We start from the raw sequence: 25,843 nt of genomic DNA on the forward strand, positions 1-25,843 counted from the left end.
TACTCGACGATCTCGGCCACGACGCCGGAGCCGACGGTGCGTCCACCCTCGCGGATGGCGAAGCGCTGCTCCTTGTCCATCGCCACGGGGGTGATCAGCTCCACCGTGATCTCCACGTTGTCGCCCGGCATCACCATCTCCGTGCCCGCCGGCAGGTTCGCCACGCCCGTCACGTCCGTGGTCCGGAAGTAGAACTGCGGCCGGTACCCGTTGAAGAACGGCGTGTGACGCCCGCCCTCCTCCTTGGTCAGCACGTAGGCCTGCGCCTTGAACTTCGTGTGCGGCTTGATCGAGCCCGGCTTGGCCAAGACCTGACCGCGCTCCACGTCGTCCTTGCCCGTGCCGCGCAGCAGACAACCCACGTTGTCCCCCGCCTGCCCCTGGTCCAGCAGCTTCCGGAACATCTCCACGCCCGTCACGATCGTCTTCTGCGTCGGACGGATCCCGACGATCTCCACCTCGTCGCCGACCTTCACGATCCCCTGGTCCACCCGCCCCGTCACCACCGTCCCGCGGCCCGTGATCGAAAACACGTCCTCGATCGGCATCAGGAACGGCTTGTCCAGCGCCCGCTTCGGCTCCGGGATGTACGAGTCGAGCGCCGCCATCAGCTCGTCGATGCACTTGTTGTCCGCGTCGTTCTTGCCGTCCTTGAGCGCGTTGACCGCGCTGCCCTTGATGATCGGCGTCGTGTCGCCCGGGAAGTTGTACTTGCTCAGCAGCTCGCGGACTTCCAGCTCCACCAGCTCCAGCAGCTCCGGATCGTCCACCATGTCGCACTTGTTCATGAACACCACGATGTGCGGCACGTTCACCTGGCGAGCGAGCAGCACGTGCTCGCGCGTCTGCGGCATCGGGCCATCCGCGGCGCTCACCACCAGGATCGCGCCGTCCATCTGCGCGGCGCCGGTGATCATGTTCTTCACGTAGTCCGCGTGGCCGGGGCAGTCCACGTGCGCGTAGTGCCGGTTCGCGGTCTGGTACTCCACGTGCGCCGTCGCGATCGTGATCCCGCGCTCCCGCTCCTCGGGCGCCTTGTCGATCTGGTCGTACGCCATGAACGCGGCCAAACCCTTGGTCGCCTGACGCTGCGTGATCGCCGCCGTCAGCGTCGTCTTGCCGTGGTCCACGTGACCGATCGTCCCCACGTTCACGTGAGGCTTGTTGCGCTCGAACTTCTCCTTGGCCATTGCTTGCTCCTGGTCCTAATAAGTCGGGACGATGCTCTTCGCGACCGCCTCGGGAACTTCGGCGTAGTGCGAGAACTGCATCGTGTAGCTGGCGCGGCCCTGCGTCATCGACCGCAGCTGATTCACGTATCCGAACATCTGCGCGAGCGGCACGTCGGCGTGCACGAGCTGCGCGCCCGCGCGCGCCTCGAGGCCGGTGATCGCGCCGCGGCGCATGTTGAGGTCGCCCTGCACGGGCCCCACGAACTCGTCGGGCGTGACGACCTCGACGCTCATCACGGGCTCGAGCAGCGCGGGCTTGCCTTCGCGCAGGCCGTCGCGCATCGCGAGTGACGCTGCGATCTTGAACGAACGCTCCGACGAGTCGACGTCGTGCGCTTGCCCGTCGAGCAGGCGCACCTTGATGTCGACGACCTGGTAGCCCGCGAGCTCGCCGCTCTGCGCCGCCTCTTCGCAGCCGTGCTTGATGGCGGGCACGTACTCGCGCGGAATCGCCTCGCCCTTCAGGGCGTTCTCGAACACGAAGCCGCTGCCGGGCGCGCCGGGCGAGACCTCGATCTTCACCACGCCGTAATCACCGGTGCCGCCGGTCTGCTTGATGTAGCGGCCGGTGACGACGGCGGTCTGACGGATCGTTTCCTTGTACGAGACTTGCGGGCGGCCCACGTTGGCGGCGACGCCGAATTCGCGCTGGAGGCGATCCACCTTGATCTCGAGGTGGAGCTCGCCCATGCCCGCGAGAATCGTCTGGCCGGTCTCGGAGTCGACGGAGACGCGGAAGGTCGGATCCTCGGCGGCGAGCTTGCCGAGCGCGGTGCTCAGCCTCTCCATGTCCGCCTGCGTCTTGGCCTCGACCGCGATCTTGATCACGGGCTCGGCGAAGTCGATCGGCTCGAGCACCACCGGCGCGTTGCCCGCGCACAGCGTGTGGCCCGTCGCGACGTTCTTCATGCCCACCATCGCGACGATGTCGCCCGCGTACGCCGCGTCGATCTCTTGGCGCTTGTTCGCGTGCATCTGGAGCAGGCGGCCCACGCGCTCCTTCTTGCCCGTGGCGCTGTTCAGCACCTGGTCGCCGCTCTTCACGACGCCCGAGTAGACGCGCACGTAGGTGAGCTGCCCGACGTGCTTGTCCGTCGCGATCTTGAACGCGAGACCCGCGAACGGCTCCTTGTCGTCGGCCTTGCGCCTGACGACTTCTCGATCCTTCTCCGGCTTGTGGCCCTCGATCGCCGGCACGTCGAGTGGCGACGGCAGATAGTTCACGATGCCGTCGAGCAGCGGCTGCACGCCTTTGTTCCGGAAGCTCGAGCCGCACAGCACGGGAACGATGCGCAGCTTCAGCGTCGCCTCGCGCAGCGCCTTGCGCAGCGCGTCGACCGCGATCTGCTGGCCCTCGAGGTATTGAGCCATCAGCGCTTCGTCGACGTCGGCGGCGGCTTCGATCGCCTTCTCGCGGTACTCGGCCACGGTCGCGGCGAGCTCGCTCGGCACCGGCTCGTCGTGGAATGCGGCGCCGAGCTCGGTTCCGTCCCACACGATGGCCTTGTTCTCGAGCACGTCGACGACGCCGCGGAAGCCGTCCTCGCGGCCGATCGGCACGTGCAGCGGAATCGGATTCGCCGCGAGGCGTTCGCGCATCATGCGCATCACGCGCGGGAAGTCGGCGCCGATGCGATCCATCTTGTTCACGAACGCGATGCGCGGCACGTGATACTTGTCCGCTTGCCGCCACACCGTCTCGGACTGCGGCTCGACGCCACCGACGCCACAGAACACGGCGACAGCGCCGTCGAGGACGCGGAGCGAACGCTCCACCTCGGCGGTGAAATCGACGTGGCCAGGTGTGTCGATGATGTTGATGCGGTGTTCCTTCCAGAAGCAGGTCGTGGCGGCCGAGGTGATCGTGATGCCGCGTTCCTGCTCCTGCTCCATCCAGTCCATGGTCGCGGTGCCCTCGTGCACCTCGCCCAGCTTGTACGTGACGCCCGTGTAGAAGAGGATTCGCTCGGTAGTCGTCGTCTTTCCGGCATCGATGTGAGCCATGATGCCGATGTTGCGAGTTCGCTCTAGCGGAGCCTGCCTGGGCATTTGGTTTCGACTCGCGCCTTGGCGCTTACGCCGTCTCCAGGGTTCGTCGGTTCTCGGTTACCAGCGGTAGTGCGAGAACGCCTTGTTCGCGTCCGCCATGCGGTGCGTGTCCTCGCGCTTCTTCACCGCCTCGCCGCGCTCGTTCGCCGCGTCGATCAGCTCGTTCGCGAGCTTCTCGCGCATGCTGCGGCCGTCGCGCGCGCGCGACGACTCGACGATCCAGCGCATGGCCAGCGAAGTCGCGCGCTCGGGCCGCACCTCGACGGGCACCTGATAATTCGCGCCGCCGACGCGCCGCGACTTCACCTCGATGCGCGGCCGCACGTTCTCGACGGCGCGCCGGAACATCGCGATCGGATCATTGCGAGTCTTGCTCTCGATCTCGTCGAAGGCGCCGTAGAGGATGTGCTCCGCGGTCGACTTATTGCCGTCGCGCATGATCACGTTCATGAAGCGCGTGACGAGGCGATCGTTGAACTTCGGATCGGCGATCGTCTCGCGCTTGGCTACGACTCGGCGTCGGGGCATCTCGTTCTCTCGAAGCGAAGCGGCGGCTCGAAGGAGCCGCCGCGCTTGTTAGGGATTACTTGGGCGTCTTGGCGCCGTACTTCGACCGGCTCTGCTTGCGATTCGCGACGCCCGTCGAGTCCAGCGTGCCGCGCACGATGTGGTACCGGACGCCGGGCAGGTCCTTGACGCGGCCGCCGCGCACCAGCACCACCGAGTGCTCCTGCAGCGTGTGGCCCTCGCCCGGGATGTAAGCGTTCACTTCGTTGCCGTTCGTGAGGCGCACGCGGGCGACCTTGCGCAGCGCCGAGTTCGGCTTCTTCGGCGTCTGCGTGAATACGCGAATGCACACGCCGCGGCGCTGCGGGGAAGCGCCCAAGTCGGGCGACTTCGACTTCTTGCGGTTCGCGGTGCGACCGGCGCGAAGGAGCTGTTGGACGGTAGGCATTCACTCTCCGGCGATGGCGCCTGCGCTTGTTAGGGCGCGAGCCCCGCATTCCAAGATCCGAAAACCAAAGTGCGAAAAGCCCCTCTCAGCAACGCCCGCGGTGGCGAGGAGGCCGGAACGGGACATCCCAGGGCCGGGTGGGCAGCAGGGATGATCGATTCGGGCTGGCTTCTCGACGTCCGGGGCAGCCGTGGGCCGCGACCCAAATTCCTCAGAAGGCGCGGCAAGATATCGAGGGTCGATTCCGTGTCAACGCGAGTTCCGGGGGACTCGAGAGAAAAAGCGGCGCCCTCCCAGAATGCCGAGGGCCACCCCGCCGCGAGGACGAGGTGGCCCCCTCGATTCTGGACGACGCGCTAGGCCGGAAGCTCGTCCGCGTCCTCCGCGTCGTCGTCGACCGGCCTCGGAACCTCGAGCGGAGGCAGCTCGGGCAGGCTCGAGCTGCTGCCCTCCTCCAGCGCGTACCCGCCGGCCGGCGCATCGATCTGGATGCCGAGGTTCGTGTACCGCGAGAGCCCGGTCCCGGCCGGGATCAGCCGGCCCATGATCACGTTCTCCTTCAGCCCGTGGAGCAGGTCCGTCTTGCCCCAGATCGAGCCCTCGGTGAGGACCTTCGTGGTCTCTTGGAACGACGCCGCCGAGATCCACGACTCGGTCGAGAGCGAGGCCTTCGTGATGCCGAGGAGGATGGGCTCGCCGGTCGCGATCTTCTTGCCCTCTTCCTTCATGCGCTTGTTGGTCTCGTCGAACTCGACCTTGTCCACGTGCTCGCCCACGAGAAGGTCGGTGTCACCGGCCTCCTTCACGCGCAGCTTGCGCAGCATCTGGCGGATGATGACCTCGATGTGCTTGTCGTTGATCTTCACGCCCTGCAGGCGATAGACCTCCTGCACTTCGTCCACCATCCACTTCGCGAGCTCCTGCTCGCCCTCGATGCGCAGGATGTCGTGCGGGTTCGCCGAGCCGTCCATGAGCGGCTCGCCCTTGCGCACGCGGTCGCCCTCGTGCACCGAGACGTGCTTGCCCTTCGGGATCAGGTACTCGCGCTGCTCGCCGTCCTCGGTCGTGACGATCACGCGCCGCTTGCCGCGTGAGTCGGGACCGAAGCCGACCGTCCCATCGACCTCGGTCACGATCGCGGTCTCCTTCGGCTTGCGCGCCTCGAAGAGCTCCGCCACGCGCGGCAGGCCGCCCGTGATGTCCTTGGTCTTGGTCATCTGGCGCGGAATCTTCGCGACCGCGTCGCCTGCAGCGACCTGCTGCCCTTCCGTCGCCGAGAGGTACGCGCCCACCGGCAGCAGCGCCTGGTACACGATCTCGCCGGCGTCGTTCAGCACCGACACGCGCGGCCGCATGTCGGGGTCCTTCGACTCGACGATCACGCGCGAGGAGAGGCCGGTGAACTCGTCCACCTGCTCCTGCATCGTCGAGCCTTCGACGATGTCCTCGAGCTTGATCGCGCCGGACTGCTCCGTGAGGATCGGGTTCGCGAACGGGTCCCACTCGCACAGCACGCCGCCCGCCTTGATCGCCTGGCCGTCGTCGACCTTGATGTGCGCGCCGTACGTGACCGGGTAGCGCTCGCGCTCGCGGCCGCTCGGGTCGAAGATCCCGATCTCGCCGTTGCGGTTCATCGCGATCGCGCGCCCGTCGCGGTCCTTCACGGTGCGCAGGTTCGAGTAGCGCACCGTGCCGTCGCTGGTCGTCTCGTGGTGCGAGGCTTCCACGCGCCGCGTCGCCGCGCCGCCGATGTGGAACGTGCGCATGGTGAGCTGCGTGCCGGGCTCGCCGATCGACTGCGCCGCGATCACGCCCACCGCTTCACCGCGGTTGACCATGGTGCCGCGCGCGAGATCGCGCCCGTAACACTTCACGCACACGCCGCGCAGCACCTGGCAGGTGAGCACGGAGCGGATCCACACCTCGTCGACGCCGGCTTCCTCGATGATCTTGACGCGCTCTTCCGTGATCTCGTCGCCGGCCTTGAGCAGGGGCTTGCGCGTCACGGGGTCGAGCACGTCGAGCAGCGCGGTGCGGCCGAGGATGCGCTCGCCGATGCCCTCGATGATGTCGCCGCCCTCGACGAGCGAGATCATCTTGATGCCGTACTTCTGCGGCGCCTTTTCGCGCGTCGACTGGCGCACGTCCTCGAGGCAGTCGTCGTGCCGGATGATCACGTCCTGCGCGACGTCGACGAGACGGCGCGTCAGGTAGCCTGAGTTCGCCGTCTTGAGCGCGGTGTCGGCGAGGCCCTTGCGCGCGCCGTGCGTCGAGATGAAGTACTGCTGCGCCGAGAGGCCTTCGCGGAAGTTCGACGTGATCGGCGTCTCGATGATCTCGCCCGACGGCTTCGCCATCAGGCCGCGCATGCCGGCCAGCTGACGAATCTGCTGCGCCGAACCGCGCGCGCCCGAGTCGGCCATCATGTAGATGGAGTTGAAGCTCGGGACCTTCTTGTCCTTCGCGCTGCGCGTCTTGTCGATGCCGAGGTTCTCGAGCAGCTGGGCCGCGATCACTTCGCCCGCGTTCGCCCAGATGTCGATGACCTTGTTGTATCGCTCGCCGTCGCTGATCAGACCGTCGAGATACTGGTTCTCGACCTCCGCGACTTGCTGCTGCGCTTCGCTGATGAAGCGCTCCTTGTCCGGCGGAACCATCATGTCGTCGAGGCAGATCGAAACGCCCGCCTTCGTCGCGTTCTGGTAGCCGAGCGTGCGCAGCCGGTCGGCGAGCAGCACCGTCGCCTTGTTGCCGAGGCGGCGATACGCCTGGTCGATCAGCTCGCCGAGCGCCTTCTTGTCCATCACCTGGTTGATGAACTTGAACGGAATCTCCTCGGGCACGATCTCCGAGAGCAGCACGCGGCCGGTCGTGGTCTCGGCCGTGGCGCCGTTCATGCGCACCTTGATGCCGGCATGAATGTCGAGCTCGCCCGAGTCGTACGCGACGCGCACTTCTTCGGGGCTCGCAAAGCGCCGCCCTTCGCCGAGCGCGCCCGGGCGCTCGCGCGTCATGTAGTAACAACCGAGCACGATGTCCTGGCTCGGGTCGATGATCGGGCGGCCGGTCGCCGGGCTCAGGATGTTGTTGGTCGACATCATGAGCACGCGCGCTTCGATCTGAGCTTCGATCGAGAGCGGCACGTGCACGGCCATCTGGTCGCCGTCGAAGTCGGCGTTGAAGGCCTTGCACACGAGCGGGTGCAGCTGAATCGCCTTGCCGTCGATCAGCACGGGCTCGAACGCCTGCATGCCGAGGCGGTGCAGCGTCGGCGCGCGGTTCAGGATGACCGGGTGCTCCTTGATCACCTCCGCGAGGATGTCCCACACCTCGGGGCGCTCGCGCTCGACCATCTTCTTCGCGGCCTTGATGGTCGTGACGTAGCCGCGCTGCTCGAGCTTCGAGTAGATGAACGGCTTGAACAGCTCGAGCGCCATGCGCGACGGCAGGCCGCACTGGTGGAGGCGCAGCTCCGGGCCGGCCACGATCACCGAGCGGCCCGAGTAGTCGACGCGCTTCCCCAACAAGTTCTGGCGGAAGCGGCCCGACTTGCCCTTGAGCATGTCGCTGAGCGACTTCAGCGGACGCTTGCTCGGGCCCGTGATCACGCGGCCGCGCCGGCCGTTGTCGAACAGCGCGTCCACCGCCTCTTGAAGCATGCGCTTCTCGTTGCGGATGATGACCTCGGGCGCGTTCAGCTCCTGCAGCCGCTTCAGGCGGTTGTTGCGGTTGATCACGCGGCGGTAGAGGTCGTTGAGATCGCTGGTGGCGAAGCGGCCGCCCTCGAGCGGAACGAGCGGGCGCAGATCCGGCGGAATCACCGGGATCACTTCCATGATCATGTGCTCGGCCTTGTTGCCGCTCTCGCGGAACGCCTCGAGCACCTTCAGGCGCTTCGCGCACTTCTTGCGCTTCGCCTCGCTGGTCGCCTCGCGCATCTCCTCGCGCAGGCGCATCGACTCTCCCTCGACGTCGAGGTTCGCGAGCATCCCGCGCACGGCCTCGGCGCCGATGCCGTACTCGAACGCATCGCGGCCGAACTTCTCGCGCGCCTGCGCGAGATCGTCCTCGGACAGGAGCTGGCCGACGCGAAGGTCGGTCTCACCCGGATCGACGACGGCGTACGCCTCGAAGTAGAGGACCTTCTCGAGATCGCGCAGCGTGATCTCGAGGATGTTCCCGATGCGCGACGGCAGCGACTTCAGGAACCAGATGTGCGCGACGGGCGTGGCGAGCGTGATCTGGCCCATGCGCTCGCGGCGCACCTTGGCCTGGATCACCTCGACGCCGCACTTCTCGCAGATCACGCCACGGTGCTTCATGCGCTTGTACTTGCCGCAGTTGCACTCGTAGTCCTTGACCGGCCCGAAGATCTTCGCGCAGAACAGGCCGTCTCGTTCCGGCTTGAACGTGCGGTAGTTGATCGTCTCGGGCTTCTTCACCTCGCCGAACGACCACTCGCGGATCTTGTCCGGCGAGGCGAGCGAGATCTTGATCGCCTTGAAGGCGAGCGGGTCGCGGGGCTTTTCGAAGAGGCTGTAGAGATCGCGCAAGGTGTTGCTCTCCTGAGCCTTGTGAGTTTGGGGGTCGCACCAGCCGTTACTGGTGCGACTTGTCCTCGATGAGCTCGACGTTGAGACCGAGCGCCTGCATTTCCTTCACGATCACGTTGAAGGCTTCCGGCAGGCCCGGCTCGAGCTGGCAGTCGCCCTTCACGATCGATTCGTACATGCGCGTGCGTCCGAGCACGTCGTCCGACTTGACCGTCAGGAACTCCTGCAGGCTGAACGCGGCGCCGTAGGCCTCCATCGCCCAGACTTCCATCTCGCCGAGGCGCTGGCCGCCGAACTGCGCCTTGCCGCCCAGCGGCTGCTGGGTGACGAGGCTGTACGGCCCGATCGAGCGCGCGTGGATTTTCTCGTCCGCGAGGTGGTGCAGCTTCAGCATGTAGAGCACGCCGACGGTGACGTCGTTCGCAAAGGCGTCGCCGCTGCGCCCGTCGAACAGAATCGTCTGTCCGCTGGTCGCCTGGCCGCCGCGCGTGAGCTCGCGCTTGATCTCGTCTTCCTTCGCGCCGTCGAACACGGCGGAGGCGACGTGAATCCCGCGCTTCACGTTCTCGGCGATCTTGCGCACCGTCTCGTCCGGCGCGCCGTCGATCATCTTCGCGAGCTTGGGATCGTCGTAGATCTCCTTCAGCTTCGTGCGCAGCGCGGCCGGCCCAGCGTGCTTGTCGATCAGCGCGTTGAGCTGGTTGCCGAGACCGCGCGCCGCCCAGCCGAGATGCGTCTCGAGGATCTGCCCGATGTTCATGCGCGAAGGCACGCCCAGCGGGTTGAGCACGATGTCGACCGGCGTGCCGTCGAGCATGTAGGGCATGTCCTCGTCGGGAAGAATCCGCGAGATCACGCCCTTGTTGCCGTGGCGCCCGGCCATCTTGTCGCCGACCGACAGCTTGCGTTTGATGGCGACGTAGACCTTCACCATCTTGAACACGCCCGGCGGCAGCTCGTCGCCCTTCTTCAGGCGCGCGACGCGCTCGTCGAACACGGCGCGGATCACGTTCGCCTGATCCTCGAAGCGCGTGAACACGCGGTCCACGCGCTCTTGGATCGCAGCGTCGGTGACCTGCACTTCGCGCCAGCGCCGAATCGGCACGCCGCTCAGGCGCTCCGCCGTGATCGTCTCGCCGGCATCGAGCCAGACCTCCGAGCGGCGATCGTCGGCGACGCGATTCGCCGCCTTCTTGCCGACCACGAGCTCCGAGATTTTCGCGTGCGCGTTGTCGCGCAGGATCTTGATCTCGTCCTCCTGGTCCTTGCGCAGCCGCTCGGTCTCCTGCTCCTCGATCGCGCGCGCGCGCTCGTCCTTCTCGACGCCGCGGCGCGAGAAGACCTGCGCTCCGATCACGATGCCGGCGACTCCCGGCGGCACGCGCAGCGAGGTGTCGCGCACGTCGCCGGCCTTCTCGCCGAAGATCGCGCGCAACAGGCGCTCCTCGGGCGAGAGCTGCGTCTCGCCCTTCGGCGTGATCTTGCCGACCAGGATGTCGTCGCTCTTCACCTCGGCGCCGATCCGCACGATGCCGGACTCGTCGAGATCCTTGAGCGCTTCCTCACCCACGTTCGGGATGTCGCGCGTGATCTCTTCGCGGCCCAGCTTCGTGTCGCGGGCGACGCACTCGAACTCCTCGATGTGCACCGAGGTGAACTGATCCTCGCGCACGACGCGCTCGCTGATCAGGATCGAGTCTTCGAAGTTGTATCCGCCCCACGGCATGAACGCGACGACGACGTTGCGGCCGAGCGCGAGCTCGCCGCGATCGGTCGCCGGGCCGTCGGCGATCACCTGCCCGCGCTTCACCTTGTCGCCGACTTGCACGATCGGCTTCTGGTTGATCGCGGTGCTCTGGTTCGAGCGCTGGTATTTGACCAGCGAGATGATGTCGACGTTCGGGCCTTCCGACTCTTCCTCCGTCGGCTTGATCACGATGCGGCTCGCGTCGACGCCGACCACCGTGCCGTCGCGCTTCGCGACCACGGTTACGCCCGAGTCGCGCGCCACGACCGCCTCCATGCCGGTGCCGACGAACGGCGCGTCCGTGCGCAGGAGCGGCACGGCTTGGCGCTGCATGTTCGCGCCCATGAGTGCGCGGTTCGCGTCGTCGTTCTCGAGGAACGGCACGAGCGAAGCGGCCACCGACACGAGCTGGTTCGGCGAGACGTCCATCATCTCGACGTCGTCGGTCCGCAGCATCTGGAACTCACCCATCTTGCGGGCGGTCACCGTCTCGTTGACGAACGTGCCCTCCTGGTCGAGCGGCGAGTTCGCCTGCGCGATCGCGAGGCGCTCCTCCTCGAGCGCACTCAAGTACTTCACTTCGCCCGAGACCTTCTTGTCGCTCACGCTGCGATACGGCGTCTCGATGAAGCCGAAGTCGTTCACGCGCGCGTAGGTCGAGAGCGACGCGATCAGGCCGATGTTCGGGCCTTCAGGCGTCTCGATCGGGCAGATGCGCCCGTAGTGCGTCGGGTGCACGTCGCGCACTTCGAAGCCCGCGCGCTCGCGCGTCAGGCCGCCTGGGCCGAGCGCGCTGAGGCGGCGCTTGTGCGTCACCGCCGACAGCGGGTTCGTCTGATCCATGAACTGCGAGAGCTGGCTCGAGCCGAAGAACTCCTTGATCACGGCCGAGACGGGCTTCGAGTTGATCAGGTCGTGGGGCATCAGCGTCTCGATCTCTTGGAGCGACATGCGCTCCTTGATCGCGCGCTCCATGCGCACGAGGCCGATGCGGTACTGGTTCTCGAGCAGCTCACCGACCACGCGCACGCGGCGATTGCCGAGGTGGTCGATGTCGTCGATGCGCTTGTCGGGATCCGAGCCGTTGCGCAGATCGACGAGGTACTTCACCGCGCCGATGATGTCGGCGGGGCGCAGCGTCTTCAGCTCGCCGAGCGCGCACTCCTCCTCGGGGCTGTTCGGGCCCTTCGTCGAGTACGTCACGCGCTGCTCCGCCGTGAAGCTCAGCTTGTGGTTGAGCTTGAGGCGGCCGACGCGCGAGAGGTCGTAGCGCTCGGGGTTGAAGAACAGGTTGTGGAAGAGGTTCGTCGCCGTGTCGAGCGTCGGCGGATCGCCGGGCCGCAGGCGGCGATAGATGTCGATGATCGCCTCTTCCTTGGTGACGGTCTTGTCCGCGAGCAGCGTGTCGCGGATCGCCGAGCCGCTGCCGACCGGATCGAGGTAGAGCAGCTTGAACTCGCGCAGGCCGCGGTTCTTGAAGTCCTCGAGGTGCGCGGCGGTTAGCTCTTCGTTGCACTCGAAGATCACTTCGCCGGTCGCCTCGTCGACCACGTCCACGGGCGAGACGCGCTTCACCGCGTCGTCGCGCAGCAGGTCGTTCAGCTCGACCTGCACCCACTGCATGCCGTCCTCGACCATGCGGCGCACGGCGGCCTGCGTGAACTTCTTGTCCTTGCGCGCGAGCACGCGCCCGTCCGAAGACTTCACCTCGCGAGTGCAGCGCTGTCCGATCAAGAGCTCCGGGTCGACCTTCTTGAGGATCTGCTTCCCGTCGATCTTGATCGTTTCGGGCTTGTAGAAGAAGCCGAGCAGGTCCTCTTCCGTGTAGCCGAGCGCCTTCAGCAGCACGGTCACGAGGATCTTGCGGCGGCGGTCGATGCGCGCGTAGACGAGATCCTTGTGGTCGAACTCGAGATCGAGCCACGAGCCGCGGTAGGGAATGATGCGGCACGAGTAGATCTTCTTGCCGACGGCGCTGACCGTCGCGCTCGTCGTGGTGTCGTAGAAAATGCCGGGCGAGCGGTGGAGCTGGCTGACGATCACGCGCTCGGTGCCGTTCACGATGAAGGTGCCGTTGTCGGTCATGATCGGGATTTCCCCGAAGTAGACCTCCTGCTCCTTCACGTCGCGGATCGTCTGCGAGCCCTCGGCGTCGTCCCACGCCACGAGCCGCACGGTCACCTTGAACGGCGCGGCGTACGTCATGCCGCGCTGCAGGCACTCCTGCACGTCGTACTTCGGCGCTTCGAGCGTGTAGCCCACGAACTCCAGCGACGCGGTGTCGTTGAAGTCGCGAATCGGGAACACGGACTGGAACACCGCCTGAAGGCCGGTGCGCTCACGCTTCTCAGGGTCGATGCGCGTCTGGAGGAAGCGCTCGAACGATTCCTTCTGGATCTCGATCAGGTTCGGGATGTCGAGGATCCGCGGGATCTTGGAAAAATCCTTGCGGAGGCGAGGCGCGATCTCGGAGAAGTGCATGTGGGCCACTGGACGTGATCCCTCCCGGAGTGGGTTTTCCGACTCGAAACGCAGGCACGCGCGAGCTCACGCCCGCGCTGCGTTTGCGCGCCAACCAGAAACGGCAATGCGCTGCGCGGCGCGCTTGTCAGGCAGCGACCGCGCCGAGCGCATTACTTGATGTCGACCTGGCCGCCCTGCTCTTCGATCTGCTTCTTGATCTTGGCGGCCTCGTCCTTGGAAACGCCTTCCTTGAGGGGCTTGGGCGCGCCTTCGACGAGATCCTTCGCTTCCTTCAGCCCGAGACCGGTGATCGCGCGGACTTCCTTGATCACCTGGATCTTCTTGTCGCCGCCGGAGAGGAGGACCACGTCGAACTCGGTCTTCTCCTCGGCCGGAGCCGCGGCGGCACCCGCGCCACCCGCGCCCGGGATCGCCGCGATGGCGACCGGAGCAGCGGCGGACACGCCCCACTTCTCTTCGAGGAGCTTCGCGAGCTGCGCCGCCTCCATGACGGTAAGGGTCGAGAGCTGATCAGCGATTGCGTTGATGTCGGCCATGGGAACTGGACTCCACTTTCTCTTGGCGGTGCTGGCGGACCTTTGGGGTCCTCCCGCCGGTTGCGAAACATCGCCGGCCGGCGCCGGCAAAACCTGATGACTCGCGAGCGGCTACGCGCCGCCCGCCTCTTCGAGCTTCTTGCTGCGCGCCGAGGCGAGGCGAGCGATCTGCCCGCCGGGCGCCTGCAGCACGCCGAGAATCTTCTGCGCCGGCGCCTGCAGCAGCCCGATCAGCTGCGCGCGCAGCGTGTCGAGGCTCGGCAGCGTCGCGAGGGTCGCGATCTCTTTCTGGTCGAGCGCCTTGCCCGAGACCATTCCGCCGCGGAGCGCAAACTTGTCGTTCTCCTTGGCGTAGTCGATCAGCGTCTTCGCGAGCTTCGCCGGGTCGGCGTACGAGATCGCCACCGCGGTCGGGCCCTTGAAGTGCGGCTTCAGCACCGCGACGTCGTTGCCCTCGGAAGCGAGCTTCAAGAGCGAGTTCTTGACGACGTGGTACTCGTACTTGCCTGCGCCGTCCGCGCGCAGCTTTGCGCGCAGCTTGTCGAGCGTCGCGACGTCGAGGCCGCGGTACTCGGCCACGATCACGCTGTTCGCGCGCGCGAACTTCTCTTTCAGCGCGGCGACGGATTCGGCCTTCTGTGCACGGGTCAGCATGTGTGTCTCCTCACGCCGCCGCCTGCACGACCGAACCCGGATCGATGCGGATACCGGGGCCCATCGTGGTGGAGAGCGAGATCTTCTTGAGGTAGGTGCCCTTCGCGGACGCCGGCTTCGCGCGGACGATCGCGTCGATCAACGCCGTGGCGTTGGCGAGCAGGTTCTCCGCGCTGAACGAGGCTTTGCCGATCGAGCAGTGCACGATTCCGTTCTTGTCGACGCGGTACTCGACCTTGCCGGCCTTGTTCTCGGACACGGCGCGACCGACGTCAGCGGTCACCGTGCCGAGCTTCGGGTTCGGCATCAGGCCGCGCGGACCGAGCACGCGGCCGAGGCGGCCCACGACGCCCATCATGTCGGGCGTCGCGATCACGCGCTCGAAATCGAGCCAGCCCTCGTCCGTGATCTTCTTCGCGAGATCCTCGGCGCCCACGAAGTCGGCACCGGCGGCGCGCGCCTCCTTCTCCTTCTCGCCCTTCGCGAACACCAGAATGCGCACCGACTTTCCCGTGCCGTGCGGCAGCACGATCGAGCCGCGCACCATCTGCTCCGCGTGTTTCGGGTCGACGCCGAGGTTCAGCGCGATGTCGACGCTCTCGTCGAACTTCGCGGTCTTCCAGCTCTTGAGGAGCGCCATGGCCTCGGGCAGCGCGTAGGACTTGTTACGGTCGACCGACGCGAGGCTGGCGACGTATCGCTTTCCGCTCGACATCTCAGCCCTCCACCACGTCGAGGCCCATCGAGCGGGCGGTTCCCGAAATCACCTTGATGGCGGCGTCGACGTCGTTCGCGGAGAGATCGTTCAGCTTCATCTCCGCGATCTCGCGCACCTGAGCCTTCGTCACCTTGCCCACCTTGGTGCGGTTCGGCTCGCCCGAACCCTTCTCCACCTTGGCGGCGCGCTTCAGCAGCACGGAGGCCGGCGGAGTCTTGAGCTCGAACGTGAACGTGCGGTCCGAGTAGATCGTGATCAGCGCCGGAATGATCAGGCCCTGTCGATCCTGGGTGCGCGCGTTGAACGCCTTGCAGAACTCCATGATGTTCACGCCGTGCTGGCCGAGCGCCGGCCCCACGGGCGGTGCCGGGTTCGCTTGCCCCCCCGGACACTGCAGCTTCACCACTGCGGTGACTTTCTTCGCCATTCATTTTCCTCTGTCGGGTGCTGACGGGCGGGTTACGCCCTCCCCGGGTTTGCGAGCGGCGCTCGCTGGCTTCGCGCCGGCTCGGGGCCGCCGCGTGCTTCCCTAATGACTCGCGCTCAGGCCTTCTCCACGCTCGTGTAATCGAGCACGACCGGCGTCGCGCGTCCGAACACCTGCACCATCACGCGGACCTTCTCCTTGTCCGCGATCACCTCGTCCACGTAGCCGTTGAAGTTCGCGAACGGGCCGTTCGTCACTCGCACGCTCTCGCCTGCCTCGAACACGATCCGCGGCCGCGGCTTCGCGGCGCCTTCCTTCATCTGCGCCGTCATGCCGGCGACTTCCTCGTCCGAGATCGGCGTCGGCTTCTCGCTGCCGCCCACGAAGCCGGTGATGCGCGGCGTCTCCTTCACGATGTGCCACGTCTCGTCCGTGAGATTCATGTGCACGAGGATGTAGCCGGGCAGGAACTTGCGGCGCGCCGTGCGCTTCTCGCCCTTCACGACTTCGACGACGTTCTCCTCGGGAATCAGGATCTCGTCGAAATCCGACTCGTGGCCGATCGTCTTCGCGCGCTCGAGGAGGGCCTTCTTGGCCTTCGCCTCGTGCCCCGAATACGTGTGCACGATGTACCACTTCTTGTCAGGCATCACGCTCTCCGACCCGGTGCTCACCGAATCAGCCCTGCAACCACTTGGGCAAACCGTCGATCAGCCACTCGAAGCCGAGCGAGAGCAGCGCGTCCACCGAACCGAGGATGATCGTCATCAGCACGACGATCACGAGCACGCCGACGGTCCCGCCCACGTACTCCTTCTGCGTCGGCCACGTGATCTTGTCGAATTCGGTGCGCACATCGAGCAGGTACTGCCGGAAGTCCTGCACCCAGCCGCTCACGCGATTCGAACTGGCTTCCAAGAGAACCTCGTTTCGGCTTGGCAGGTGCGGAGGGACTCGAACCCCCAACCTCCGGATTTGGAGTCCGGTGCACTACCAATTGTGCTACGCACCTAATAACTGAGCACGCCTCTCGCGCTGCGACTACTCGACGATCTCGGCCACGACGCCGGAGCCGACGGTGCGTCCACCCTCGCGGATGGCGAAGCGCTGCTCCTTGTCCATCGCCACGGGGGTGATCAGCTCCACCGTGATCTCCACGTTGTCGCCCGGCATCACCATCTCCGTGCCCGCCGGCAGGTTCGCCACGCCCGTCACGTCCGTGGTCCGGAAGTAGAACTGCGGCCGGTACCCGTTGAAGAACGGCGTGTGACGCCCGCCCTCCTCCTTGGTCAGCACGTAGGCCTGCGCCTTGAACTTCGTGTGCGGCTTGATCGAGCCCGGCTTGGCCAAGACCTGACCGCGCTCCACGTCGTCCTTGCCCGTGCCGCGCAGCAGACAACCCACGTTGTCCCCCGCCTGCCCCTGGTCCAGCAGCTTCCGGAACATCTCCACGCCCGTCACGATCGTCTTCTGCGTCGGACGGATCCCGACGATCTCCACCTCGTCGCCGACCTTCACGATCCCCTGGTCCACCCGCCCCGTCACCACCGTCCCGCGGCCCGTGATCGAAAACACGTCCTCGATCGGCATCAGGAACGGCTTGTCCAGCGCCCGCTTCGGCTCCGGGATGTACGAGTCGAGCGCCGCCATCAGCTCGTCGATGCACTTGTTGTCCGCGTCGTTCTTGCCGTCCTTGAGCGCGTTGACCGCGCTGCCCTTGATGATCGGCGTCGTGTCGCCCGGGAAGTTGTACTTGCTCAGCAGCTCGCGGACTTCCAGCTCCACCAGCTCCAGCAGCTCCGGATCGTCCACCATGTCGCACTTGTTCATGAACACCACGATGTGCGGCACGTTCACCTGGCGAGCGAGCAGCACGTGCTCGCGCGTCTGCGGCATCGGGCCATCCGCGGCGCTCACCACCAGGATCGCGCCGTCCATCTGCGCGGCGCCGGTGATCATGTTCTTCACGTAGTCCGCGTGGCCGGGGCAGTCCACGTGCGCGTAGTGCCGGTTCGCGGTCTGGTACTCCACGTGCGCCGTCGCGATCGTGATCCCGCGCTCCCGCTCCTCGGGCGCCTTGTCGATCTGGTCGTACGCCATGAACGCGGCCAAACCCTTGGTCGCCTGACGCTGCGTGATCGCCGCCGTCAGCGTCGTCTTGCCGTGGTCCACGTGACCGATCGTCCCCACGTTCACGTGAGGCTTGTTGCGCTCGAACTTCTCCTTGGCCATCTCGCGTCGTCCTTCTTTGCTTTGGAGTGAGTGGGTGTGTCGAGTTGTTAGGGCGGGGAACTGGAGCTCACGACCGGGATCGAACCGGTGACCTCGTCCTTACCAAGGACGTGCTCTACCGACTGAGCTACGTGAGCGTCTCATCCCTCGCGTGATTGGAGCGGGAAACGGGATTCGAACCCGCGACCCCAAGCTTGGAAGGCTTGTGCTCTAGCCAGCTGAGCTATTCCCGCGGTTCACCGTTTTCCGCTGGATTCCAGCGTCGGTGCGGCGTTCGTTCGGTTCGCTGCGCGAGTGGTGGAGAGGGGAGGATTCGAACCTCCGAAGGCGTGAGCCAGCAGATTTACAGTCTGCCCCGTTTGGCCGCTTCGGTACCTCTCCGCTCGGACTCGACGCACGCCGCCGGGCAGCGCGCCGCTCCTTCTCGATCTCCCTGTGGTTGACTTGTTAGGCCGGGAGACCCGAAGAGCAACAGAAAAGGAACGGCAGGAACCGCCGATTCGCACGAGTGACGAATCCGACCCCCGCCTCACGCCTTCACCGCTGCGCTTCGCGACCGCCTCGAGCCGAAAATCCTGTTTGTGTTCGGTTTGTTGCGCGCCGGCTTGCGATCTCTCGAAAGCCATTGCCGAAGGGGCGCCGACTGTAGCGGCCGATTTCCGGGGCGCGCCTCCCTGCGTCGACTTTTTGACGACTTCGTCGGCTTCCGTGGAGAGCCCAGGACGAAGTCGGCCCGGCTGGAGCTGGCGAGGGGACTTGAACCCCTAACCTGTCGATTACAAATCGACTGCTCTGCCAGTTGAGCTACGCCAGCCCGCGTTCGGCGCGCGCATACTAAGTAGGGCGCTCCGACCAGGCAACGAAAGGCGTGGGATTTCGCGGATTTCGGAGTCAGCTCGTCGCCGCCTGCTCGGCTCGACGCCGGACCCACTCGTAGAGAATCACGGCAGCGGCCGCGGACACGTTGAGCGACGCCACCGCCCCGGCCATCGGAATCGAGATGGGCGTGTCGATCTGGCGGGAGAGCCCCGCTCGGATCCCGCGGCCCTCGGCTCCGAGCAGCACCACGATGTCCCCCTCCCAGAACTTGTCGGCGAGCGTGAACAGGCTCTGGGGCGCCTCTGGCTCCGCCGCGAGCACCCAGAATCCTGCGGCTTTCAGCTGCTCGAGGGCGCGCGAGAGGTTCACGACCCGCGCGGCCGGCAGATGCTCGATGGCCCCCGCGCTCGCGCGCGAGACCGCCGGCGAGAGCGGCGCCGAGCGCCGATCCGTCAGTAGCAGGCCGCTGGCGCCGGCCGCGTGCGCCACCCGCGCGATCGCCCCCAGGTTCTGCGGGTCCTCCACGCCGTCGAGCGCCACGACGCAGCGCCGCCCCGGGTCGCCGAGGGCGCTCAGCTCCGCGAGCGCGAGCTCCGGCAGCTCGCCGGCCTCGAGCGCGTACCCCTGCGGCTTCACGCCCGGTGGGAGACCGAGGCCGATCTCGCTTGCGGAGCACTCGACCACGCGCACCCCGGCCGCCGCCGCGAGGGCGCGAAGCGGCTCGACCTCGCGCGGCGCGTCCGGGACGCGCACGCGCAGCGCGTGCAGCACCCGCCGGCGCGCGCGCAGCGCCTCGCGCACGGGGTGAAAGCGCGTGAGCAGATCCATCGCGACACCATCGCAGAGTGCGCGGGGGGCGCCGCTGAGTGCGGCCCGTTACTCGGCGATCACGCGGCGCAGCGGCTCGAGGTTCGCGAGAAAGGCCTGCGCGTCCGCGAGCTTCGGATGGTTGATCACCTCGAACTCGAGGTACGTCACCAGCTCCCCCAGTGCCGAGATCAGCGCGTCCTCGCCAGCGCCCGGAAGACGGGAGGCCCGCTCCGCCAACAGATCCGCGGCAATCGCGCCGGAATCCGCGTGGGCGAGATCGGCCAGCAGCGCGGGATAGCGCCCCGAGAGCTCCCGAAGCTGGCGCCCGATCCGCTCGTCGACCGCGCGGTCACCCTCGGCAGCGGCGATCGCGCTGCGCATCGTGTCGATCAGCTTCGCGAAGGCTTCGACTTTCGCGCGGATCGCGCCGTCGGCGTTTGCGACCGGCGTCTCGCTCAGCCGCATCAGCTTCAGTGCGCCGACGAGGCGCAGGAGCTGGACGCTGCGCGCGGCGCTTTCGGGGTCGAGTCGCAGCTCGGCCACGACGTCGCGGAACGATCGCCCCGTGCCCACCGCCGCGAAGATCACACGCTCGCTGCCGGCGAGGTTCGGCCGCGCGACTGCGCTGGTTTGCGCGAGCTGAACGCGCGCGTCGTCGAGCACTGCAAGAAAGCGGCGCAGCTCAGCGCAGCGCTGCTGGCCCTCGACGATGAGGCGCGAGGTCTCGAGCGAAAGGCGGACTACGTTGTCGGGGCGAATCTCGCCGTCCCAGAACCACATGCGGCCCTCGGGCAGCGAGAACAAGGAGCGCACGATCTCCTCGACTTGGCTGCGCACACCGTTCCACAGCTCGCGCGGCGTGAGGATTCCGCGCTCGACGAGCACGCGGCCGAAACGATCGCCGGGCTTGAACTCGCGCTCCGCTTCTTCGAGATCGGCCAGCTTGATCGCGCCGGTGCGCAGCAGGCACTCACCGAGTCGATCCACGGTCTGATTCGAGCTCGCGAAGACCACCTCGCCCGCTTCGAGGTAGACCTGCTTCTCCTGGTCGCGATAGCGAAACAGCGCGAGGCCCGAGCGCTTGCGCTCGTGGACCGCGGAGAGCAGGCCCGAAGCGGAGAGCACGGCGAGATCCGCCACCAGCGCGGGCGGCGTGGCGAGGGGAAGCGCTGCAGCGACGTCGAAGTGCGGTTGCGCGGCCATGCGAGTTCCCCCGCTGGCGCTCTTCGTCGCGCGTGCGGGGACGCTTGAGGGCGCGCGCGGTTCAAGCCGCGCTTGCGTGCTCCCGATCCCATGAGCGAGAGGGGGAGCGATGAGTGACACACAGCCCACGCGGCGCTTCGCGCGCGTCGATCTCGAGGCGCGCGTTCAGGTCACGAGCCTCGAGCCGCTGCGGGATCCGGCGACCGGTGTGCCCGTGTCTTGGGATACCGACGAGCTGTGCGCGACGCTCTCCGTCGGCGGCGCGTTCATCCCCACCGCCGATCCTCCGCCGCCGGGCAACCGCCTGCTGCTGCAGATCCATCTCCCGAGCGGCGAGTCGATCGAGACGGTCGGTCGCGTTGCGTGGACGCGGTACCCGCTCGGCGAAGCGCACCAGCCTGGCGTGGGCGTGGAGTTCGTGACGCCGACCGGCGAAGCCCGCGGCGCCCTCGAGCGCTTGCTCGTCGCCGCGCAGAAAAATCCACAGCCCGAGAGCTGACTCGCGCTCGACGTCGCGCGATATGCTGCGCGCCCGATGGCCTCGCGACCCGGCAGCTACCGCATCCTCTCGCGCTCGAAGCGCGCCGTGGAAGACCAGCTCGCGCCGGAGCTCGCCGCGGTGCGCCGCGTCGAGCGCATTCTCGCCTCGCTGCTCGAGGAGTTCCGCAGCCCGGCCACGGTCGTGCGAGCGCGCTGCAGCTTCCAGGAGCCGCGCGAAGTGTTCCGGCTCGAAATCTCGAACCCCGAGCTCGGCTACCAGCGCACGACCCTGCTCGACCGCGACGTGCTCGACGAGCTGCTCGAACACCCCGCCGTGCGCGAGCGGCTCACGCTCCAGTGACTGGCCCCAGCGCGGGTTGTTAGGTTCGACCCGCTCCTTCGAGCTTCGCTTCCTGCCCGAGTGGCGAAATGGCAGACGCGGGGGACTTAAAATCCCCTGGCCGCAAGGTCATGCAGGTTCGAGTCCTGCCTCGGGCACCACGCGCTTCGGCGGAGCCGCCGTTACTCAAGCCCCCAGCGCTTGCGCGAACTGCGCCAGCTCGTGCGCCAACTCCTCGTGCGTGAGGCCGTGCGGGGGCTGGGCGGCGGAGGCGGCCGCGTGGCCGAGGCTGGCGAGCAAGAACGTGCGCGGCTCGAGCTCCGCTGCTGCGACGCCCGCCGCGACCAGCGCCGAGCGCGCCTCGCGGCGGCGCCGCGCACGCAGATCTACGAGCTGGGGCCCCTGCGCACCGAGCTCGGCGGCGTCGACTTCGAGCGCGTGAAGGCGTTCATCGCCTCGGTGCTGCACCGCATCCCGCGCTACCGGCAGAAGCTCGCGTGGATCCCGATCGAGCAGCGGCCGGTGTGGGTCGACGACGCGGCGTTCGATCTCAACTACCACGTGCGTCACACGGCGCTGCCGAAGCCGGGCAGCGAGGAGCAGCTGAAGAGCCTCGCGGGCCGCGTGATGGCGCAGCACCTCGATCGCGAGCGCCCGCTCTGGGAGCTGTGGGTGATCGATGGCCTCGAAGGCGACCGCTTCGCGATCATCAGCAAGATCCACCACTGCATGATTGACGGCATGTCGGGCGTCGATCTGAGCCAGATCCTGCAGTCCCCTGACAAGTCCGCGACCGAGATCGGCGAAGCGCCGCGCTTCCATCCGCGCCCGGCGCCGACGAGCGGGGAGCTGCTCACCGACGCCGTGACGTGGCGGCTGCAGACGCCGCTGCGCGCGCTGAAGGGCCTGCGCGAGCTGCAGCGCGAGACGGACGATCTGCGCAGCGAAGTCGAGGCGCGCATTCAGGCGATTCGCGCGATGTACGGCGAGGGCATGGAGAAAGTCTCCGAAACGCCGATCAACGGCGAGAACAGCCCGCACCGCCGCTTCGACTTCTGGCGCCAGCCGCTCGCCGACGTGAAGACGCTGCGCAAAGCGCTCGGCGCGACGGTGAACGACACGGTGCTCACGATCGTCACCGGCGCGTTTCGCGACTACCTCGCGCGCCGCGGCTGCGATCCCAACGAGCTCGACTTCCGCATCCAAACTCCCGTCTCGATGCGCAGCGAGGAGGAGAAGGGCAAGCTCGGCAACCGCATCTCGGCGTGGACGGTGCCGCTCCCGCTCGACGAGAGCGATCCGCGCAAGCAACTCGAGCGCATCCGCGCGACGACGCAGGAGCTGAAGGACTCGCGCCAAGCGCTCGCGGTCGAGACGATGATGAGCGTGATGGACGCGATGCCGACGCAGCTGCTCTCGCTCGCGTCGCGCCAGGCGCAGGGCACGGTGAACTCGATCGTGACGAACGTGCCCGGCCCGCAGTTCCCGCTCTACTTGTTAGGAGCCGAGCTGCACGGCATGTACCCGCAGGTGCCGCTCATGCTCGGCGTCGGCATCGGCATCGCGCTGATCTCCTACAACGGCGGCCTGTGCTGGGGCTTCAACGCCGACGCCGTGAAGGTCCCGGACCTCGGCGACTTCGTGCGCGCGATCCAGGCCTCCGCGCAGCGGGTCGCGGATGCGTGCGAGGTGAAGCTGCAGGCGGAAGCGGCGGCGTGAGGGCCGCCACTAGTCCCTGATCCCGCGCTGCGTCATCTTGCCCATCACTTCGGAGGAATCGCCGTGACCACGATGTCCCCGCGCATCGTCCTCGATCCCACCAGCGAGCGCGCTCCCGCGCAGCGCCAGCGCCTGCCGCGCCTTGCGACACTGGACGGTGTCACGATCGGGCTGCTGGACATCTCGAAGCCACGCGGCGACCTGTTCCTGAACCGCCTCGAAGAGCGCCTCACGCACGCCGGCGCGCGCGTGAAGCGATACAAGAAGCCGACCTTCACGAAGCCCGCACCCGTGGATCTGCGCCACCAGATCGCGAGCGAGTGCGGCGCGGTGATCGAGGCACTGGCCGATTGAGGCAGCTGCACGTCGTGCAGTGTGCACGACATCAGCGATCTGGAGCTGCGTGGCCTCCCCGGCGTGTTCGTCGCCACGGTCGAGTTCGAGGACGGCGCGATCGCGCAGGCGAAGGCGCTCGGCGCCGACACCGCCGCGGTCTACACCGAGCACCCGATCCAGGACCGGACCGACGCGGAGATGCTCGCGATCGCCGATCGCGCGTACGAGGCGGTGGTGAAGCAGCTCACGCGCTAGCAAGCGGCGCTTCGCCGCGCGCAGCGAGGCGGAGCCGAGCGAAGATCGGAAAGTGGCCTCGGTGTCGCTGGACCCTCGAAGTGCGGTGATCGCGTACCTCGAGCCGCACTCCTGGGAGAAACGGGACCCCTCCCGTTTCGCTTGCTAACAAGCCGCAGCGCCCCTGCTTCGCCTTGGTCGGCTGCACCGCCGGGCGAGCGTGCCGGGCGCCGCGTCGTCCGGTCGAGGCGGTGCGTGTCGCTTTCGCAATGAGGTCGTGATGTCCCTTCGAGCCGTTCCTGCAAGGCCTGTCGTCGCCGTGGTTGGAGCCACGGGCGCGGTCGGCGCCGAATTCATGGATTGCCTGCTCTCGCGCAGGTTCCCGATGAGCGAGCTGCGCCTGCTCGCGTCGGCGCGCTCGGCGGGCAAGCGCATGCGCTTCGGAGATCGCGAGCTCACGGTCGCCGAGCTAAACGAGGCGAGCCTCACGGGCGTGGACATCGGCCTCTTCTCCGCGGGCAGCGGCATCTCGAAGAAGTTCGCGCCGATCGCGGTGCGCGCGGGCGCGGTGGTCGTCGACAACTCGTCGGCGTTCCGCATGGATCCCGGCGTTCCGCTCGTCATTCCCGAGATCAACGCCGCCGAGATCCCGAAGCACCGCGGCGTGATCGCGAACCCGAACTGCTCCGCGATCATCTCGATCACGCCGCTCTGGCCGATCCACCAGCGCAACCGCATCCAGCGCATCACGCTCGCGACTTATCAGGCCGCCTCGGGCGCCGGCGCCGCGGCGATGGAGGAGCTGCGCGAGGCGACGCGCGCGTACCTCGACGGCAAGCCCTTCGAGAACAAAGTGTTGCCGCACCCGTACGCGTTCAACCTGTTCAACCACAACACGAAGGTCGATCCCGTCACCGGCTACAACGACGAGGAGACCAAGGTCATCCAGGAGACGAAGAAGATCTTCGGCGACCCGAGCATCCGAATCTCGGCGACGTGCGTGCGCGTGCCGGTGCTGCGCGCGCACTCGGTGGCGATTCACTTCGAGTGCGAGCGGCCGATCACGCCGGACGAAGTGCGCGAGATCGTGGCGAAGGCGCCGGGCGTGAAGGTCGTGGACGACCGCGAGCGCAACTACTTCCCCATGCCCAAGGACGCGACCGGCCAGGGCGACGTGCTGATCGGGCGCATCCGTCAGGACGTGAGCGATCCGTCGGGCCGCTCGATCGCGTGCTTCACGGCCGGGGATCAGTTGCTGAAGGGCGCCGCGCTGAACGCCGTCCAGATCGCGGAGAAGCTGCTGCCCGCGTGATCGGCAAACAGCGCGCGCCATGCAGTGGCCCGAGGTCGCGCGGAACTGAGTCGACTCCTGGCCGAGGGCGCGCGCAGTCGCTTAGCGTCGCGCGCCTATGACGCGCCCCATCGCCTTCTCCGGCAACACGCTCGATCGCGACGAACAACACCGCAGAGACGCGACCTACCTCGCGACGTCGCTGCAAGAAGACAAGACGCGCATCCTCCCGGTGTGGAAGCTCGCGCCGCTCGTGCGCGAGGGCGAGGAGAAGCGGCTCGCCTGGGCGACGCCCGCGATCCTCGACGGGCATACCGGCCCCGAGCCCGTGTTCCTCGGCGTCGCGGATGGGCGCGCGCACTTCGCCGTCGACATCTCGGCGCACGGCGAGCCGCTCAAGGAGTTCGGCTGGGAAGGCGCGGCGTCGTTCCCCGATCTGCGCGCGACCGTGGGCCTGCTCCCGCCCGGCGACGGCGGCATCGCGGCGCAGGCGCGCCACATCGTCGATTGGCACTCGCGCCACGGCTTCTGCCCAGGCTGCGGCGAGAAGACGCGCCCCAAAGACGGCGGCTGGGCGCGCATCTGCACCGCCTGCAGCAGCGAGCATTTCCCGCGTACCGATCCGGTCGTGATCATGCTCGTGGTCGACGGCGACCGCTGCTTGTTAGGGCGCCAACCGGGCTGGCCGAAGCCGATGGTCTCCGCGCTGGCGGGCTTCGTCGAAGCGGGTGAGACGCTCGAAGAAGCCGTGCGCCGCGAAGTGCGCGAAGAGGCCGGCATCCAAGTCGGCGCGATCCGCTACGTCGCCTCGCAGCCGTGGCCGTTCCCGGCGTCGCTGATGATCGGCTGCCAGGCCGAAGCCGTCTCGCGCCGCATCCAGATCGATGCGAACGAGCTCGAGAGCGCGGACTGGTTCACGAAGGACGAGGTGAAGGCCGCGCTCACCGCGCCGACGCAGCGCCTCGGTGTGCCGCCGCCGATCGCGATCGCGCATCACTTGATCAAGGCGTGGGTGGCGGAGTAA

22 protein-coding genes and 6 tRNA genes are annotated in these 25,843 nt (G+C 67.3%); 8 read left to right on the forward strand and 20 right to left on the reverse strand.

All coding sequences use genetic code 11. The features are described 5' to 3' along the window. The 20 genes from tuf (FJ091_08265) to FJ091_08360 form a co-directional block, all read right to left on the reverse strand. Positions 1 to 1,190 (reverse strand): elongation factor Tu (gene tuf, locus FJ091_08265; protein MBM4383354.1); only part of this gene is annotated, 1,190 nt, incomplete at its 3' end. A gap of 15 nt (positions 1,191 to 1,205) precedes the next feature. Then, the gene (gene fusA, locus FJ091_08270) at positions 1,206 to 3,281 is read right to left on the reverse strand and encodes an elongation factor G (GenBank protein MBM4383355.1); all 2,076 of its coding nucleotides are present in this window, start codon (positions 3,279 to 3,281) and stop codon (positions 1,206 to 1,208) included. Positions 3,282 to 3,338: 57 nt separating this feature from the next. After that, positions 3,339 to 3,809, reverse strand: coding sequence for a 30S ribosomal protein S7 (gene rpsG, locus FJ091_08275; protein ID MBM4383356.1), 471 nt, complete (start codon positions 3,807 to 3,809; stop codon positions 3,339 to 3,341). Positions 3,810 to 3,864: 55 nt separating this feature from the next. Beyond that, positions 3,865 to 4,236, reverse strand: coding sequence for a 30S ribosomal protein S12 (locus FJ091_08280; protein MBM4383357.1), 372 nt, complete (start codon positions 4,234 to 4,236; stop codon positions 3,865 to 3,867). A 356-nt stretch (positions 4,237 to 4,592) separates the two neighbouring features. Next, positions 4,593 to 8,789 carry a DNA-directed RNA polymerase subunit beta' gene (rpoC, locus tag FJ091_08285; protein MBM4383358.1) on the reverse strand — a complete coding sequence of 1,399 codons (4,197 nt, stop codon included), beginning with the start codon at positions 8,787 to 8,789 and terminating at the stop codon, positions 4,593 to 4,595. Positions 8,790 to 8,835: 46 nt separating this feature from the next. Beyond that, on the reverse strand, positions 8,836 to 13,017 hold the full coding sequence (rpoB, locus tag FJ091_08290) for a DNA-directed RNA polymerase subunit beta (GenBank protein ID MBM4383359.1): 4,182 nt from the start codon (positions 13,015 to 13,017) through the stop codon (positions 8,836 to 8,838). Positions 13,018 to 13,169: 152 nt separating this feature from the next. After that, entirely contained in the window at positions 13,170 to 13,556 is a 387-nt protein-coding gene (gene rplL, locus FJ091_08295) for a 50S ribosomal protein L7/L12 (protein MBM4383360.1), read from the reverse strand. A 111-nt stretch (positions 13,557 to 13,667) separates the two neighbouring features. Next, positions 13,668 to 14,207: a 50S ribosomal protein L10 gene (rplJ, locus tag FJ091_08300; protein ID MBM4383361.1), complete on the reverse strand. Its 540-nt coding sequence runs from the start codon at positions 14,205 to 14,207 to the stop codon at positions 13,668 to 13,670. A 13-nt stretch (positions 14,208 to 14,220) separates the two neighbouring features. Beyond that, positions 14,221 to 14,925 carry a 50S ribosomal protein L1 gene (locus FJ091_08305; GenBank protein MBM4383362.1) on the reverse strand — a complete coding sequence of 235 codons (705 nt, stop codon included), beginning with the start codon at positions 14,923 to 14,925 and terminating at the stop codon, positions 14,221 to 14,223. Position 14,926: 1 nt separating this feature from the next. Next, positions 14,927 to 15,355, reverse strand: a complete 429-nt coding sequence (gene rplK / locus FJ091_08310) for a 50S ribosomal protein L11 (GenBank protein MBM4383363.1) — start codon at positions 15,353 to 15,355, stop codon at positions 14,927 to 14,929. 116 nt (positions 15,356 to 15,471) lie between these two features. Continuing rightward, entirely contained in the window at positions 15,472 to 16,005 is a 534-nt protein-coding gene (gene nusG / locus FJ091_08315) for a transcription termination/antitermination protein NusG (GenBank protein ID MBM4383364.1), read from the reverse strand. Between the two features lie 28 nt (positions 16,006 to 16,033). Next, positions 16,034 to 16,273, reverse strand: coding sequence for a preprotein translocase subunit SecE (gene secE, locus FJ091_08320; GenBank protein MBM4383365.1), 240 nt, complete (start codon positions 16,271 to 16,273; stop codon positions 16,034 to 16,036). Positions 16,274 to 16,291: 18 nt separating this feature from the next. Beyond that, a tRNA-Trp gene (locus tag FJ091_08325) sits at positions 16,292 to 16,367 on the reverse strand. A gap of 29 nt (positions 16,368 to 16,396) precedes the next feature. Beyond that, entirely contained in the window at positions 16,397 to 17,587 is a 1,191-nt protein-coding gene (gene tuf / locus FJ091_08330) for an elongation factor Tu (GenBank protein ID MBM4383366.1), read from the reverse strand. A 61-nt stretch (positions 17,588 to 17,648) separates the two neighbouring features. After that, positions 17,649 to 17,724 (reverse strand) — tRNA-Thr (locus FJ091_08335). 19 nt (positions 17,725 to 17,743) lie between these two features. Further along, a tRNA-Gly gene (locus tag FJ091_08340) sits at positions 17,744 to 17,820 on the reverse strand. Between the two features lie 62 nt (positions 17,821 to 17,882). Then, positions 17,883 to 17,968: transfer RNA gene (locus FJ091_08345), tRNA-Tyr, on the reverse strand. A 357-nt stretch (positions 17,969 to 18,325) separates the two neighbouring features. Then, positions 18,326 to 18,401, reverse strand: a tRNA-Thr gene (locus FJ091_08350). A 77-nt stretch (positions 18,402 to 18,478) separates the two neighbouring features. After that, the gene (locus tag FJ091_08355) at positions 18,479 to 19,234 is read right to left on the reverse strand and encodes an RNA methyltransferase (protein ID MBM4383367.1); all 756 of its coding nucleotides are present in this window, start codon (positions 19,232 to 19,234) and stop codon (positions 18,479 to 18,481) included. Between the two features lie 48 nt (positions 19,235 to 19,282). After that, positions 19,283 to 20,419, reverse strand: coding sequence for a DUF4388 domain-containing protein (locus FJ091_08360; protein ID MBM4383368.1), 1,137 nt, complete (start codon positions 20,417 to 20,419; stop codon positions 19,283 to 19,285). Positions 20,420 to 20,528: 109 nt separating this feature from the next. Between FJ091_08360 and FJ091_08365 the strand changes: the two genes are divergently transcribed. From FJ091_08365 to nudC, 8 genes are all read left to right on the forward strand, one after another. Beyond that, a complete protein-coding gene (locus FJ091_08365; GenBank protein ID MBM4383369.1) occupies positions 20,529 to 20,918 on the forward strand; it encodes a PilZ domain-containing protein in 390 nt (129 codons plus the stop codon). Positions 20,919 to 20,954: 36 nt separating this feature from the next. Beyond that, entirely contained in the window at positions 20,955 to 21,260 is a 306-nt protein-coding gene (locus tag FJ091_08370; protein ID MBM4383370.1) for a hypothetical protein, read from the forward strand. A 54-nt stretch (positions 21,261 to 21,314) separates the two neighbouring features. Further along, a tRNA-Leu gene (locus tag FJ091_08375) sits at positions 21,315 to 21,400 on the forward strand. 118 nt (positions 21,401 to 21,518) lie between these two features. Further along, positions 21,519 to 22,958, forward strand: coding sequence for a wax ester/triacylglycerol synthase family O-acyltransferase (locus FJ091_08380; GenBank protein MBM4383371.1), 1,440 nt, complete (start codon positions 21,519 to 21,521; stop codon positions 22,956 to 22,958). Between the two features lie 72 nt (positions 22,959 to 23,030). Next, positions 23,031 to 23,312 carry a hypothetical protein gene (locus FJ091_08385; protein ID MBM4383372.1) on the forward strand — a complete coding sequence of 94 codons (282 nt, stop codon included), beginning with the start codon at positions 23,031 to 23,033 and terminating at the stop codon, positions 23,310 to 23,312. Positions 23,313 to 23,333: 21 nt separating this feature from the next. Further along, positions 23,334 to 23,549, forward strand: coding sequence for a hypothetical protein (locus tag FJ091_08390; protein ID MBM4383373.1), 216 nt, complete (start codon positions 23,334 to 23,336; stop codon positions 23,547 to 23,549). A 259-nt stretch (positions 23,550 to 23,808) separates the two neighbouring features. After that, the gene (locus FJ091_08395) at positions 23,809 to 24,840 is read left to right on the forward strand and encodes an aspartate-semialdehyde dehydrogenase (GenBank protein MBM4383374.1); all 1,032 of its coding nucleotides are present in this window, start codon (positions 23,809 to 23,811) and stop codon (positions 24,838 to 24,840) included. Positions 24,841 to 24,937: 97 nt separating this feature from the next. Further along, positions 24,938 to 25,843: an NAD(+) diphosphatase gene (nudC, locus tag FJ091_08400; GenBank protein ID MBM4383375.1), complete on the forward strand. Its 906-nt coding sequence runs from the start codon at positions 24,938 to 24,940 to the stop codon at positions 25,841 to 25,843.

The sequence above is a fragment of the Deltaproteobacteria bacterium genome (genome assembly GCA_016875395.1).
In the GTDB taxonomy this organism is placed as follows: domain Bacteria; phylum Myxococcota_A; class UBA9160; order UBA9160; family UBA6930; genus VGRF01.

Coding starts and splice junctions, on each gene's coding strand:
- fusA (MBM4383355.1), bottom strand. CDS start 3,281: ATGCCCAGGCAGGCTCCGCTAGAGCGAACTCGCAACATCGGCATCATG.
- rpsG (MBM4383356.1), bottom strand. CDS start 3,809: ATGCCCCGACGCCGAGTCGTAGCCAAGCGCGAGACGATCGCCGATCCG.
- FJ091_08280 (MBM4383357.1), bottom strand. CDS start 4,236: ATGCCTACCGTCCAACAGCTCCTTCGCGCCGGTCGCACCGCGAACCGC.
- rpoB (MBM4383359.1), bottom strand. CDS start 13,017: ATGCACTTCTCCGAGATCGCGCCTCGCCTCCGCAAGGATTTTTCCAAG.
- rplL (MBM4383360.1), bottom strand. CDS start 13,556: ATGGCCGACATCAACGCAATCGCTGATCAGCTCTCGACCCTTACCGTC.
- FJ091_08305 (MBM4383362.1), bottom strand. CDS start 14,925: ATGTCGAGCGGAAAGCGATACGTCGCCAGCCTCGCGTCGGTCGACCGT.
- rplK (MBM4383363.1), bottom strand. CDS start 15,355: ATGGCGAAGAAAGTCACCGCAGTGGTGAAGCTGCAGTGTCCGGGGGGG.
- nusG (MBM4383364.1), bottom strand. CDS start 16,005: ATGCCTGACAAGAAGTGGTACATCGTGCACACGTATTCGGGGCACGAG.
- tuf (MBM4383366.1), bottom strand. CDS start 17,587: ATGGCCAAGGAGAAGTTCGAGCGCAACAAGCCTCACGTGAACGTGGGG.
- FJ091_08355 (MBM4383367.1), bottom strand. CDS start 19,234: ATGGATCTGCTCACGCGCTTTCACCCCGTGCGCGAGGCGCTGCGCGCG.
- FJ091_08360 (MBM4383368.1), bottom strand. CDS start 20,419: ATGGCCGCGCAACCGCACTTCGACGTCGCTGCAGCGCTTCCCCTCGCC.
- FJ091_08365 (MBM4383369.1), top strand. CDS start 20,529: ATGAGTGACACACAGCCCACGCGGCGCTTCGCGCGCGTCGATCTCGAG.
- FJ091_08370 (MBM4383370.1), top strand. CDS start 20,955: ATGGCCTCGCGACCCGGCAGCTACCGCATCCTCTCGCGCTCGAAGCGC.
- FJ091_08385 (MBM4383372.1), top strand. CDS start 23,031: ATGTCCCCGCGCATCGTCCTCGATCCCACCAGCGAGCGCGCTCCCGCG.
- FJ091_08395 (MBM4383374.1), top strand. CDS start 23,809: ATGTCCCTTCGAGCCGTTCCTGCAAGGCCTGTCGTCGCCGTGGTTGGA.
- nudC (MBM4383375.1), top strand. CDS start 24,938: ATGACGCGCCCCATCGCCTTCTCCGGCAACACGCTCGATCGCGACGAA.